The organism is Pseudalkalibacillus sp. R45 (assembly GCF_052246725.1).
Taxonomy (GTDB): Bacteria; Bacillota; Bacilli; order Bacillales; family Fictibacillaceae; genus Pseudalkalibacillus.
The window spans coordinates 1-12,760 of the sequence record NZ_JBQQCL010000003.1 but is presented as its reverse complement, the minus strand read 5'-3'; the positions used below and the strand labels follow the sequence as shown (position 1 = coordinate 12,760).

Annotated in this window: 13 protein-coding genes; 11 read left to right on the top strand and 2 right to left on the bottom strand. The window is 42.6% G+C overall.

Annotation, left to right across the window (positions count from 1 at the left end):
- The first annotated feature begins 151 nt into the window (after positions 1 to 151).
- Together ACTWQL_RS07685 and ACTWQL_RS07680 are read left to right on the top strand one after the other, a co-directional pair.
- Positions 152 to 1,156, top strand: a complete 1,005-nt coding sequence (locus ACTWQL_RS07685) for an ABC transporter permease (protein WP_443141867.1) — start codon at positions 152 to 154, stop codon at positions 1,154 to 1,156.
- A 105-nt stretch (positions 1,157 to 1,261) separates the two neighbouring features.
- Positions 1,262 to 2,173, top strand: coding sequence for an ABC transporter permease (locus ACTWQL_RS07680; RefSeq protein WP_443141866.1), 912 nt, complete (start codon positions 1,262 to 1,264; stop codon positions 2,171 to 2,173).
- Positions 2,174 to 2,440: 267 nt separating this feature from the next.
- On the opposite strand, the gene ACTWQL_RS07675 is transcribed toward ACTWQL_RS07680, so the two are convergent.
- Complete coding sequence (locus ACTWQL_RS07675; protein ID WP_443141865.1) at positions 2,441 to 3,529, bottom strand: FUSC family protein; 1,089 nt, start codon at positions 3,527 to 3,529, stop codon at positions 2,441 to 2,443.
- A gap of 293 nt (positions 3,530 to 3,822) precedes the next feature.
- Positions 3,823 to 5,112 carry a glutamate-1-semialdehyde 2,1-aminomutase gene (locus ACTWQL_RS07670; protein ID WP_443141864.1) on the bottom strand — a complete coding sequence of 430 codons (1,290 nt, stop codon included), beginning with the start codon at positions 5,110 to 5,112 and terminating at the stop codon, positions 3,823 to 3,825.
- A 258-nt stretch (positions 5,113 to 5,370) separates the two neighbouring features.
- On the opposite strand from ACTWQL_RS07670, the gene ACTWQL_RS07665 reads away from it, so the two are divergent.
- The 9 genes from ACTWQL_RS07665 to perR all read left to right on the top strand — a co-directional run bounded on the left by ACTWQL_RS07665 (position 5,371) and on the right by perR (position 12,584).
- Positions 5,371 to 6,384, top strand: coding sequence for an ABC transporter ATP-binding protein (locus ACTWQL_RS07665; protein ID WP_443141863.1), 1,014 nt, complete (start codon positions 5,371 to 5,373; stop codon positions 6,382 to 6,384).
- Positions 6,377 to 7,168, top strand: a complete 792-nt coding sequence (locus ACTWQL_RS07660; RefSeq protein ID WP_443141862.1) for an ABC transporter permease — start codon at positions 6,377 to 6,379, stop codon at positions 7,166 to 7,168. The genes ACTWQL_RS07665 and ACTWQL_RS07660 overlap by 8 nt, the downstream gene beginning before the upstream one ends.
- A gap of 5 nt (positions 7,169 to 7,173) precedes the next feature.
- Positions 7,174 to 7,959, top strand: coding sequence for an ABC transporter permease (locus tag ACTWQL_RS07655; protein ID WP_443141861.1), 786 nt, complete (start codon positions 7,174 to 7,176; stop codon positions 7,957 to 7,959).
- An 89-nt stretch (positions 7,960 to 8,048) separates the two neighbouring features.
- Positions 8,049 to 9,332, top strand: coding sequence for a hemolysin family protein (locus tag ACTWQL_RS07650; RefSeq protein WP_443141860.1), 1,284 nt, complete (start codon positions 8,049 to 8,051; stop codon positions 9,330 to 9,332).
- A 65-nt stretch (positions 9,333 to 9,397) separates the two neighbouring features.
- Positions 9,398 to 9,832 (top strand): ion channel, encoded by a 435-nt coding sequence (locus tag ACTWQL_RS07645; RefSeq protein WP_443141859.1) that lies wholly within the window; start codon positions 9,398 to 9,400, stop codon positions 9,830 to 9,832.
- Between the two features lie 65 nt (positions 9,833 to 9,897).
- A complete protein-coding gene (bcp, locus tag ACTWQL_RS07640; RefSeq protein ID WP_443141858.1) occupies positions 9,898 to 10,365 on the top strand; it encodes a thioredoxin-dependent thiol peroxidase in 468 nt (155 codons plus the stop codon).
- A 169-nt stretch (positions 10,366 to 10,534) separates the two neighbouring features.
- On the top strand, positions 10,535 to 11,485 hold the full coding sequence (locus tag ACTWQL_RS07635) for a D-2-hydroxyacid dehydrogenase (RefSeq protein ID WP_443141857.1): 951 nt from the start codon (positions 10,535 to 10,537) through the stop codon (positions 11,483 to 11,485).
- Positions 11,486 to 11,488: 3 nt separating this feature from the next.
- Positions 11,489 to 12,040 (top strand): cob(I)yrinic acid a,c-diamide adenosyltransferase, encoded by a 552-nt coding sequence (locus tag ACTWQL_RS07630; RefSeq protein ID WP_443141856.1) that lies wholly within the window; start codon positions 11,489 to 11,491, stop codon positions 12,038 to 12,040.
- Between the two features lie 106 nt (positions 12,041 to 12,146).
- Positions 12,147 to 12,584, top strand: coding sequence for a peroxide-responsive transcriptional repressor PerR (gene perR, locus ACTWQL_RS07625; RefSeq protein WP_314728316.1), 438 nt, complete (start codon positions 12,147 to 12,149; stop codon positions 12,582 to 12,584).
- Positions 12,585 to 12,760 lie beyond the last annotated feature (176 nt).

The following is a 12,760-nucleotide window of genomic DNA, read 5'->3' as shown; positions in this document are numbered from 1 at the left end:
AGTACTGATCTGTGGACCGGATTGTGATTATTTATCTTGTTCGCTAACAGGTATTATAACAAAACCGGTTTACATAGCATTGGCTTATCTAGCGAATAAGCAGCTATGATCCTACGAAATTAAGCCAGTATGCTGAAGAGGTGATAGAAAAGTGTTTGCGTACACAATACGACGAATTTTAATGCTGATCCCTGTTCTAATCGGAATGTCACTTATCGTGTTTTTTCTGATCCGTGCGATTCCTGGGGACCCAGCTCAAATTATTCTTGGTCAACAAGCTTCGAAGGAAGCAGTAGCCCAATTACGAGACTCCTTAGGCTTGGATGAACCATGGTACACACAATATTTCATTTATATGAAAGATCTGCTCACTGGGGATCTAGGGAACTCCATCCGTACTCACGCACCTATCAGTGATGAGATATGGCCTTATTTTGCTGCAACATTAGAACTGTCATTATTTGCAATGATTATCGCAGTTGTAATTGGAGTAAACGCAGGGATCATCAGTGCATGGTTCCAAAACTCCTGGTTCGACTATGTAGCAATGCTTCTTGCACTTATCGGAGTTTCCATGCCGATCTTCTGGCTTGGATTGATGGAACAATGGGCTTTTGCTGTCGAGTGGAATATATTCCCTACATCAGGCAGAGAGAGTATATTGAATCCTGTTGATTCAATCACGAATTTGTACATCATCGATACGATTATACAAGGGCGTTTCGATCAATTACAGACGGTCTTGAAACATTTAGTTCTACCGGGACTTGCATTAGCAACGATTCCAATGGCAATCATTGCAAGGATGACTCGCTCAAGTATGTTGGAAGTGATGCGTTCTGACTATATCCGTACAGCCCGTGCAAAAGGACTTCGGATGTTCTGGGTTGTTTACAAGCACTCATTGAAAAATGCTTTCATTCCAGTATTAACGGTAATTGGTCTACAGATGGGACTGTTATTAGGGGGAGCAATCCTTACAGAAACCATCTTCAGTTGGCCTGGAATCGGAAGATACATCTATGATGCAATCGGATTCCGCGATTATCCAGTCATCCAATCCGGAATACTTGTCATTGCCTTAGTTTTTGTAACGATTAATCTTCTAGTTGATCTCTTATATGCGGCAATCGATCCTAGAATCAAATATCAATAATAATTAATGTCAAAAAGTCACCGCATGATAAACGGCGGAGAGACGAGGTAACTTCAGTCGGTAAAGACTTTTTGAATGCTTATTATTTTCAAAGGAGAGAACATTATGGCGGAACTAGCACGTAACGAAAATCCAATCGAGCCAAAGCAGCAAGAAGAAAAGCCTGCTTCGCCATGGAGAGATGCCTGGAAGAGTTTTCGTAAAAACAAAATGGCACTAGTAGGACTGGGACTGGTAAGTTTCTTTGTCTTCTTAGCTGTATTTGCGCCACTCATCGCTCCTGAAGGTATAAATGATCAAAAGCTTTCATCAGATAACTATGCAAAGCTTGAAGCACCTTCTTCAGAATATTGGTTTGGAACAGATGATTTTGGTCGGGATGTCCTTAGTAGAATCATATATGGATCAAGAATTTCACTTACAGTAGGATTCTTTGCTGTATTAGGTTCAATCATCATAGGTTCCACTTTAGGAATTATTGCAGGCTATTATGGTAGATGGGTAGATACGATCATTTCAAGAATTTTCGATATCATGCTTGCATTTCCGAGTATCTTGTTGGCAATCGCAATCGTAGCGGTATTAGGGCCATCATTACGAAATGCTCTGATAGCCATTGCGATAATCAACGTACCGAACTTCGGACGATTGGTTCGTTCAAAAGTGTTAAGTATAAAGGAAGAAGAATATATCATGGCTGCTAAAGCTGTAGGAATGAAGGATTCGAGGATATTGTTTCAACACATCCTTCCAAATAGTACAGCACCAATAATCGTACAGGGCACGTTATTGATTGCAACAGCGATTATTGAAACGGCAGCGCTTGGATTCCTTGGGTTAGGTGCTAAAGCGCCAACACCGGAATGGGGAACAATGCTTGCTGATGCACGTTCTTACATTACAGATGCACCGTGGACAATGATTTTCCCTGGTCTCGCGATCATGCTGACTGTTCTAGGCTTCAACCTTATGGGTGATGGCTTGCGTGATGCGTTAGATCCGAAAATGAAAAGTTAAGATTTGTATTTAAAACGCAGGTGGTTCCAATAGTGGGGAATCACTTGCGTTTTTACATTTTTAGAGGACATCTGTTCCTTTATGTGTGACAAAATGCGTTGTTCTCAAATAATAGAGGACACCTGTTCCGTTATCGGTGTTATTTAGAGCATTTTTATAGGTGATTTATTGAAATAAGGTCTCTGGTGTCCTCTTAATTTTTCTATATAAAAAAGACTGACCCAAAACTGTCGGACACTTTTGGATCAGCCCTTTGCCTTTTATCCATTATTCGTCTTGTGGGTAGGTGTCTGAAATTTTCACTTCGTTTTCTGAAGTATGGTATGTGTGGAAGCTCTCGACCAATCGATCCAAATGAATCAGGTGATGGTTGTAATCAATGATCAAGCCAATGAGCGGGAATATGTTCATCCATTGCTCCCGTTCCACTTGCTTATGATCATAGAGATTCATGAAATACTCCGTCAATTCTTTTTCATCATTCTCCAGTTGATTGATGACTTCATCAGGGGAGTGATAACGGACTTTACCGATATATTTCATTAATATCCTTTGGTGATAATTCGTCAAATGATCGAGCTGATCCTGAATCAATTTCTGGATAGTTTCAGGCATCTGATATATTTTATGGTCATGCTGATCAAGACTTTTTAAAATCGCCAACGCTTTGTATGTGGTTGAGATCATATTCCTGAACAATACCAGTCTGCGATTCTTCGTATAGTCAGAACTTTTGAAATAACTGCGTTCTTCTTTGAACATAAGGTAATAGTTATCTGCTTTTATCATACTTTCGTTAATTTTTGTCAGATCTTCTTTTAAGATTTTACGGTCTGCATCATTTCGTGTAGCTAGCCGGATCCACTGTGCAATCTGTTCCATATTCTTCACGTTTTTATGGTAAAGACGCGTTTCATATTTTGGCGGAAGAAAAATCAAATTCACCAGGAATGCGCAGAAAACGCCAATCATGATTACAGAAAAACGTGTAATGGCAAAAGTAAGGTAATTGTCCCCCGGGTTAACCATCAAGATGATGACGGTAACGATCGCCAGCGGAATTGTGCTTTCGATTTTCAATTTTATATTGATTGCGATGACAAGGACGCCGATCAGTCCGATTACGATCGGTTCATTTCCCAGAGTCTGCACCGCTATGATCGCGAGTGTTGCACCTATCAGATTCGCTTGTACTTGTTCAACGATTGTCTGATAAGAACGATAAATGGTCGGCTGGATGGCGAACATCGCTGCAATGGCAGCAAAGGCCGCTGAATCTAGGTTCAACCAATGTGTAATATATAATGCTAGTGAAATCGCGACTCCTGTTTTTAAAATACGAGCACCGAATTTCATAGTTTTAGCAAAACCCTTTCTAAAAGCATTGTTAATAATGAACGTACTATACACCCAAACCTTTAAGAAAGCAATAGGCAATGTAAGCTTACTTTTGACAAACAAAGAAGAAAGCATCCATCCCTATGATTATGTAGGTTTTTCGTATTAATGCTTGTTTTTATGAGGTTATGCCTTTTATGTATAAGGTGTTGTGCACAATTTGGAAATATACTCGTTTTTCCTGCCTGTTGGTTTCACCTTAAATATAAATGAGGCTGACCTATTGTGGACCAACCCCATTTCAGTACTTCCTATAGTTTTTGGAAGGCTTTTTCAACGGCCTCCAATGTGTTTTGGATATCTTCATCTGTATGTTCAGTCGTCAGGAACCACGCTTCATATTTCGAAGGAGCCAGGTTGATGCCTTGCTCAAGCATCAGTTTAAAGAACTTCGCAAATAGTTCTCCATCACTTTTCTCAGCTTGTTCATAGTTGGTTACTTCATTTTTTGAACCAAAGTAAAGGGTGAGCGCGCCTTTCAACCGATTGAGTGACAAAGGTACGGAATATTGTTTTGCAAGTTTTCGGATGCCAGCTTCTAGCTTTTCTGCAAGCGTGTCGAGATGTTCGTATACACCATCCTGTTGCAAGACTTCAAGACAAGCAATTCCTGCTGAAATCGATGCAGGATTTCCAGCCATTGTACCAGCTTGATAGGCTGGGCCAAGGGGTGCGACCTTTTCCATGATCTCTTTCTTACCACCATAAGCTCCTATCGGAAGGCCGCCACCAATGATTTTACCAAGAGCGGTCATATCCGGTTCGACATTCAATAGATTCTGGGCACCGCCGTACATGAAACGGAATGCAGTGATTACTTCATCATAGATGACGAGCGAACCGGCATCATGAGCGATTTCGTTAACTGCTTCTAAAAAACCTGGTCTCGGTTCGACAATGCCGAAGTTTCCTACGATCGGTTCCACGAGAATACCTGCAACTTCATGACCCCATTTATCGAGCGCTTCTTTAAAGGAGTCAATGTCGTTGAATGGAACTGTGATGACTTCTTGCGCGATGCTCTTTGGAACACCTGCTGAATCTGGTGTGCCTAGAGTGGATGGGCCGGACCCAGCTGCAACAAGGACAAGGTCGGAATGTCCATGGTAACAGCCAGCAAATTTGATGATCTTGTCACGGCCGGTATATGCTCTTGCGACACGGATTGTCGTCATGACTGCTTCCGTCCCGGAGTTGACAAACCGGACTTTTTCTAAGGAAGGAATTGCTTCTTTCAGCATTTTTGCGAATTGATTTTCAAGGATGGTCGGTGTCCCATATAAGACCCCGTTTTCCGCTGCATGCGTGATCGCTTTGGTGATGTGCGGGTGGGCGTGGCCTGTAATGATCGGACCATAAGCTGCAAGATAGTCGATGTATCTGTTGCCGTCCACATCCCAAAAATGAGCGCCTTTCGCTTTCTCCATAAACACAGGAGCTCCGCCGCCGACAGCTTTGTACGAACGTGAAGGACTGTTCACTCCGCCAACAATGTGCTCAAGTGCATCCTCATACAACCTCTCCGAATTCTCTTTATTCATCACTGAACCTCCTATAAGTATCAAATATTATTTAGGCTTACATTTGAATTAATAATTGCCTCGGTGCCAGGCACCATTTCAGACCTCAACAGTCCCAAGGGTTCTGCTTCGGTGCCTGGCACCATCTTGGAACCGTTGGGGCGCAAGGGGTAAATTGTCGTGCCAGGCACTGCCTACTATATCATGAATCAGCGGATTTGTGTTTTGTTGTAGAGGTTGTATAAACTGTTAGTGGTGCAAGAAGAGGGGGAACAGGTGATGAATTCAATGATACATGTTGAAAACTTAACAAAGGAATTCAAATCTTATTCTAGTAGATCTGGTCTGAAAGGTGCCTTCCGTGACCTTCTGACGAGAAATTATAAAATCCATCGGGCGGTCGATTCGATCTCACTTGATGTGAAACCGGGTGAGATGATCGGCTATATCGGGGAGAATGGAGCGGGTAAGTCAACGACGATCAAGATGCTTACCGGTATCCTCACGCCCACGTCCGGGGAAGTATTGATTAACAGAATGAACCCGCATAAGGAACGGGAGAAATTCGTAAAAACGATCGGTGTCGTATTCGGACAGCGTTCTCAGCTCTGGTGGGATATCGCTGTGCAAGAGTCTTTCAGGCTGCTTAAAAAGGTATACAATGTCTCAGATGGGGATTACCGCAACCATATGGGGATGGTAATTGATGCGCTTGATATTGCACCACTGCTCGACAAGCCTGTGCGTAAACTTTCACTCGGTCAGCGGATGCGGTGTGAATTGGCAGCAGCGCTCATCCACAATCCGCCGCTGCTTTTTTTAGATGAACCGACAATCGGTCTCGATGTGCTCGTAAAGCTGAAGATCCGTGAGTTCCTTAAAGAGATGAACAAAAAATACAACACGACAGTGATGCTGACAACGCATGATTTGTCCGATATCGAAGCTCTCTGTGAACGGGTCGTCATGTTGGATGAGGGGAAAATCATTTATGATGGCGCGCTTAATCAGCTGAAAACAAGCTGGGGAGAAGGGAAGCAGATCCAGTTCCATTTTAAAACCCCAAAAACAAGAGATGAACTGATCAATGCTACTGGTCAGCAGCTTGTCGTCTGGGAGCCTGGAGAAAATGAAAACAGCTGGACGGTGAATGTGACGAACGATGAAGATATCATTTCACAAGTCATCGGTGACGTCGTGGCCAACCATGAGATTCTAGACCTGAAAATCCTTGAGACTTCAACGGAAGAGATCATCCGTAATATTTACGAAGAGGGAATCATCCATGGGTAAGTACATCGAAATGATCCGCATCCGGTTTTTGATGATGCTGGCGTATAGGACGAACTATTACAGCGGGATCATTATTTACAGTATCAACATTGCTGCTTATTACTTTTTGTGGAGTGCCATATATGGCGGAAAAGAGGACATCCAGGGATTGTCAGTCATACAGATGACCACTTACATAGCCGTCGCCTGGATGGCTCGAGCGTTTTATTTTAACAATATCGACCGTGAAATCGCGCTAGAAATTAAAGAGGGGAAAGTCGCTGTCGAATTGATTCGACCCTATCATTATCTCAACATGAAGACGATGGCGGCGCTTGGCGAAGGGATTTTCCGATTGCTCTTTTTCTCAGTACCGGGTATGTTCCTGGTCAGTCTCGTTTTTCCGCTCCAATTTTCTGCAAATCTAGCTACCTGGGGATATTTCGGGATTTCGATTTTATTCAGTTTCATCATTAATACACAAATCAATTTGATGACCGGCATTTTCACTTTCTTCATCTTTAACAATGACGGGTTGATGAGGGCAAAAAGAGTGGTCATTGATCTGTTTTCGGGGTTGATCCTGCCAATCAGTTTCTATCCTGGATGGGCTCAATCCGCTATGGAATGGTTCCCGTTCATGTACATTTCCTATGTTCCAAGCATGATCTTTTCTGAAGGGTTCATCGGACAGCAGGTCTTGAACGCTCTGATGATGCAGTTCTTATGGTGCTTATTGCTCCTTGTACCGTTACAGATCTTATGGGTCCTAGCGAAAAAACAAATGGTCATACAAGGAGGGTAGCCGTCATGTCTTATCTTTCAATTTTTATCCAATATGTCGGCCAATACATGAAAACAAGGCTCACGTACCGTTCAGATATGGTAGTGGAAATCCTCTCTGACCTGCTTTTCCAGGCAGTCAACCTGATTTTCATACTAGTCGTATTCGGTCATACCAAGTTATTGAGCGGCTGGAGTAAGGACGAAATCATCTTTATTTATGGTTTCTTCTTAGTTCCTTTCGCGCTTTTCTCAACCTTTTTCAACATTTGGGACTTTAATGAGCGTTATATCGTAAAAGGTGAACTCGATCGAATCCTGACTCGGCCGATTCATAGTCTGTTTCAGGTGATTCTTGAACGTATGGAATTGGAATCGATGTTCGGTGTGATCACAGGTCTTGCTGTCATGTTTTATGCAGGGAGCAATCTTGGGATGACGATCGCATGGTACGACCCGTTTTTATTCCTGTTATTCGTTATTGGAGGCGCGCTGGTTTATGCAGGTATCTTCATCAGTCTGGCAACGATCAGCTTCTGGTCTGACAGTCGTACAGATATCATGCCGATGATGTACAACATCGGGAACTTCGGCCGGTATCCGGTTGATATTTATAATCAGATCATCCGCTATATACTTACATGGATTTTGCCTTTTGCGTTTGTCGGGGTTTATCCTGCAGCATTTTTTCTTGATAAAACAGAATGGTATGGATACGCGTATTTGACGCCTGTCATGGGTATTTTCTTTTTCACTTTGGCCATTTTCTTATGGAACATCGGGGTTACGAAATACCGGGGAGCGGGAAGTTAAAGGTATGTTATGTTTTATCCGTTCAGAGGAATGATAGAAAATATAAACTAGGGATGGAGGTGAAGCCTTCGATTTAGTGAAGGCGACCCGTGGTTATCTTTAAGCTCCTATCCGTTGCCATTCTGATTGCGCTCACGGCTTTTTTCGTAGCAGCAGAATTTGCAATTGTGAAAGTACGTTCTACTAAAATCGATAAGCTCGTTGAGGATGGAAACAAAAAAGCGGTAGCTGCCCGTAAAGTGCTCGACAATCTGGATGGCTATTTATCTGCGTGTCAGCTCGGGATCACCATCACCGCCCTGGGGCTCGGGTGGTTAGGTGAACCCACAGTTGAACAGATCCTTCATCCGGTTTTTGAAGAGTTCGCGATTTCGGAAACACTTGCAAGTACGCTTTCCTTCATTATCGCGTTTTCAGCGATCACGTTTTTACACGTCGTTCTGGGGGAACTCGCACCGAAGACGATTGCAATTCAGAAAGCAGAAAGAATTAGTCTCTTACTCTCAAGACCGTTGATTCTGTTCTATAAAATCATGTACCCCTTCATCTGGGCATTGAATGGATCGGCTCGAGTCTTCACAAGGTTACTTGGATTCAAACAAGCAAACGAGCATGAAGTAGCCCACTCAGAAGAGGAACTGCGAATCATCCTTTCCGAAAGCTATAAAAGTGGAGAAATCAACAAGTCAGAGCTTCATTACGTCAATAAAATTTTCGAATTCGATGACCGGACTGCCAAAGAGATCATGGTGCCGCGGACAGAGATGGTCTGCATGTTCACTGATGAGCCGATGGAAGAGAACATTTCAATCATGAGTAATGAAAAGTTCACCCGGTATCCTGTCGCAGATGGTGATAAAGACCACATCATCGGACTCGTTAATATAAAAGAAGTCTTCAACTCTTTGTTATTGAAGGAAGAACGTCCGCTTAACGAGTTCATCCGACCGGTCCATAAGGTGATTGAAACAACACCGATCAAAACATTGCTTGTCCACATGCAGAAGGAACGGGTGCATATGATGATACTGGTCGATGAATACGGAGGTACTGCAGGTCTCGTCACGGTTGAAGACATCATTGAAGAGATTGTCGGTGAAATCCGCGATGAATTCGATACAGAGGAAAAGCCTCAGATTGAAAAACTCGACCGTAAACACGCGATTCTTGACGGTAAAGCACTGATTTCTGACGTCAATGAGTTTTTCAAAATCGAGATCGACGACTCAGAGCTGGATACGATCGGTGGCTGGCTGTTGACACAAAGCTCAGACATTTCCATAGACGAAGAATATACTTTCGAACATGTAACCTTTAGAATCATCGAAGCAGATGACCAACAAATCAAACGTATTGATGCAATCGGCCATTAGCATTTCCGGTCCATCTTGTCCTATCTTTCCATTTTCCAGCATAGGAATGTGAAGAGGTGGATAAGATGGATCTTCTTATTGTGATCTTTGTATTCGTTTCGGTCTTCATTATTGTGCAAAAGAGTCTGGTGTCCTTTTTTCGCCATCCTCGCCATTTACATAAAAAATCACGTAAATTCATTTCTTTTGATGATCTGATGGCTTTATTCATCGTCTATTCAATCATCATCGTTGGATTCGGTGCGATCTATTTCAGTCTTTTGATGGTTGGGGTTCCAGTTCTGATGGAAGGTGGTACGCCTGTAAACGGAACGTATGCCGAACTGACTGAAGTGGTATCTTACTTCAGTGCGGTCACACTCCTTTCCGTAGGGTACGGGGATATCACACCGATTGGAATCGGCAGATGGATTTCAATCATTGAGGCATTGGTCGGATACCTTTTACCGGCAGCCTTTGTTCTTTCCACTGTCGTGGATACGGAGTGGAAATCGGATTAGTTGTTTCCTTCCAAGTTATTGGGTACCCTTAATATAGAACGTTTTAAAATAGGAGGGTACAAATCATGTCTGTCAAAACAGGAGAAAAAGCACCGGAATTTACTTTAGAAGCGAATAATGGTGAGAAGGTCAGTCTCACAGATTTCAAAGGAAAAAATGTTGTATTATATTTCTATCCGAAAGACATGACACCAGGATGTACAACGGAAGCTTGCGATTTCAGAGACCATCACAGTGAGTTCAGTGATCAAAACACGGTGATCCTTGGTGTGAGCCCGGATCCAATCGACCGCCATAAGAAATTCATCGAAAAGCATGATCTTCCATTCTTATTGCTTGCGGATGAAGACCACAAAGTGGCTGAACTCTATGATGTTTGGCAATTGAAAAAGAACTTCGGTAAAGAATACATGGGCATTGTCCGTTCCACGTTCATCATCAATAAGGACGGCGAGCTTGTGAAAGAGTGGCGTAAAGTAAAAGTAAAAGATCATGTAACAGAAGCACTCGAATATATAAAAGAAAATCTTTAATCAGGAATGAGGCTGCCCCACAGCCTCATTTTTTTCTTAATTAATAGTTAGCGACTCAACCTTCACCGAGCAGTATATTATGAAATCGTCAGAAAATTTTGTTTAAGATTGGACGATGCTGATTGAATTGTTGTTTAATAAAAGTAAGAAACCTAGGGAGGTAATCGTGATGTTTATTGTATCTTCAGCAAAAGTACGCTATTCCATCCAGGACGAAATGAAGGAAACATATCCAAATATCCAATTCCAGTTCTGCCAAAACATAAAGGAAGCGGAAGAGTATTTGCCTGATGCAGATATTCTGCTTACATATGGAGAAGATTTAACACCTGAAATCATTCAACAAGCAAAACAGTTGAAATGGATCAATGTCATGTCAGCTGGTCTTGATAAAATGCCGTTCGAAGCGATTAAGGAACAGGGCATACTTGTTACAAACGCAAGAGGCATTCATAAAATACCCATGGCTGAATATACAATCGGTATGATGCTTCAAGTGATTCGTAAATTTCCGTTAATCAAGGAAAATCAAAAGAACAAAGTTTGGGAACGTAAATTCCAATTCGGGGAATTATATGGTCAAACGCTTGGCGTCTTGGGAGCAGGTGCTATCGGTTCTGAAATTGCACGTTTGGCAAAAGCCTTCAATATGAATACGATTGGATTGAACCGCAGCGGCCGCCCGGTGGATCACTTCGATGAAATGGTCACCTTCGGTCAGCTGGATGCCCTTTTACGTAAAGCTGATTTCGTTGTATCTGTCTTACCGAAAACCGATGAAACACACGCCTTTTTAAAGAAGGTACATTTTGGAACAATGCAGGAGCATGCCGTATTCATAAACATTGGGAGAGGGACAACAGTTGATCAGCAAGGTTTAATCCAAGCCCTCCAAGAAAATCAAATTGCACATGCAGTTCTTGATGTGATGGAAAAAGAGCCCTTGCCGGAGGATAATGTACTTTGGGAACTGGAGAATGTAACGATCACGCCACACCTTTCAGGCATCACGCCTCTTTACCAGCGACGCGCCTTTGATCAATTCGAAGAAAATCTTAAGGTTTATCGACAAGGTGCAGGGGAGTATCTAAATAAAATCGATCTCAGCAGGAGGTATTGATTGATGAAGATTTATACGAAATCTGGTGATAAAGGCACAACCTCACTCGTTTACGGCGATCGTGTCGGGAAGAACGATCCTCGGGTTGAAGCATATGGGACCTGTGACGAAGCTAATTCAATGATAGGATTAGGATTAAGCCATTTACAGGACCAGAACAGGGAATGGAAAGCGGAATTTGAAAAAGTCGTCCGCAGAGTCCAGACCGTGCTTTTTCATGTGGGAGCCGAGTTAGCCACTCCAGTAGATAAAAAAGTAGGATGGACGCTGGAAGAGAGTGATATCACATACCTTGAACAAGCCATCGATCAGTGGGATGAGGAAGTGACACCGTTGAAGCAATTCGTGCTCCCAGGGGGTTCAAAAGCCGCTTCAGCTTTTCATGTAGCAAGAACCGTCGTAAGGAGAGCAGAACGTCAGGCGGTCGGAATTGAGAAAGTCAATCCGTTGGTGCTTTCCTATCTGAACCGGCTGTCTGATTTCTTATTCGTAGCAGCTCGGTATACGAATAAGAAAATGAATGTAGTGGAACCAATCTTACATGAAGAGGAGTAAATCCGCGTAAAATAAGGGTTATAATTGACAATTGTCACAAATTCCGTGTACACTAATTATAAATATTATAAAGTAATAATGTCTTTCGGAAGAGAGGTGCATGACGATGACACAAGAAGAAAACCGATTGCAAACAGCGGTTGATACGTTGAAGGATGCGGGGGTTCGCATTACGCCACAACGTCATGCGATTCTAGAGTATTTAATCCAAACAATGTCTCATCCGACTGCTGATGAGATTTATAAAGCATTAGAGGACAAATTTCCTAATATGAGTGTAGCGACTGTATACAACAACCTGCGTGTATTTAAGGGTGCAGGACTCGTAAAAGAACTGACCTACGGGGATTCTTCCAGCCGTTTCGATTGTGTAACGACGGACCACTATCACATCATCTGTGAAAGCTGCGGCAAAATTGTCGATTTCTCTTATCCAGGCCTTGATGAAGTGGAGGATGTCGCAAAGCACGTAACAGGCTTCAAAGTTGCGAATCACCGTATGGAAGTTTACGGAACATGTCCAGAATGCCAAAAGGTCCATTAAAAAGACGACCTTCGTTCCCATGATTGATGGAGCGGAGGTCGTTTTTTGTGGCTCTACAATATTTGTTGGGGTATGAGAAAAATTCACGTAAAAAAACACACAAGCTCCTATAACCTGTACACTTGAATTGACGAGAAACAAGAGTGGGGATAGGAGTTGTGTGTACGTGCATTTTA

Bases quoted from the DNA above. Each gene is read 5' to 3' on its own strand.
- ACTWQL_RS07680 (WP_443141866.1), top strand. From the start codon at position 1,262: ATGGCGGAACTAGCACGTAACGAAAATCCAATCGAGCCAAAGCAGCAA.
- perR (WP_314728316.1), top strand. From the start codon at position 12,147: ATGACACAAGAAGAAAACCGATTGCAAACAGCGGTTGATACGTTGAAG.
- ACTWQL_RS07675 (WP_443141865.1), bottom strand. From the start codon at position 3,529: ATGAAATTCGGTGCTCGTATTTTAAAAACAGGAGTCGCGATTTCACTA.
- ACTWQL_RS07645 (WP_443141859.1), top strand. From the start codon at position 9,398: ATGGATCTTCTTATTGTGATCTTTGTATTCGTTTCGGTCTTCATTATT.
- ACTWQL_RS07665 (WP_443141863.1), top strand. From the start codon at position 5,371: ATGAATTCAATGATACATGTTGAAAACTTAACAAAGGAATTCAAATCT.
- ACTWQL_RS07630 (WP_443141856.1), top strand. From the start codon at position 11,489: ATGAAGATTTATACGAAATCTGGTGATAAAGGCACAACCTCACTCGTT.
- bcp (WP_443141858.1), top strand. From the start codon at position 9,898: ATGTCTGTCAAAACAGGAGAAAAAGCACCGGAATTTACTTTAGAAGCG.
- ACTWQL_RS07670 (WP_443141864.1), bottom strand. From the start codon at position 5,112: ATGAATAAAGAGAATTCGGAGAGGTTGTATGAGGATGCACTTGAGCAC.
- ACTWQL_RS07660 (WP_443141862.1), top strand. From the start codon at position 6,377: ATGGGTAAGTACATCGAAATGATCCGCATCCGGTTTTTGATGATGCTG.
- ACTWQL_RS07655 (WP_443141861.1), top strand. From the start codon at position 7,174: ATGTCTTATCTTTCAATTTTTATCCAATATGTCGGCCAATACATGAAA.
- ACTWQL_RS07635 (WP_443141857.1), top strand. From the start codon at position 10,535: ATGTTTATTGTATCTTCAGCAAAAGTACGCTATTCCATCCAGGACGAA.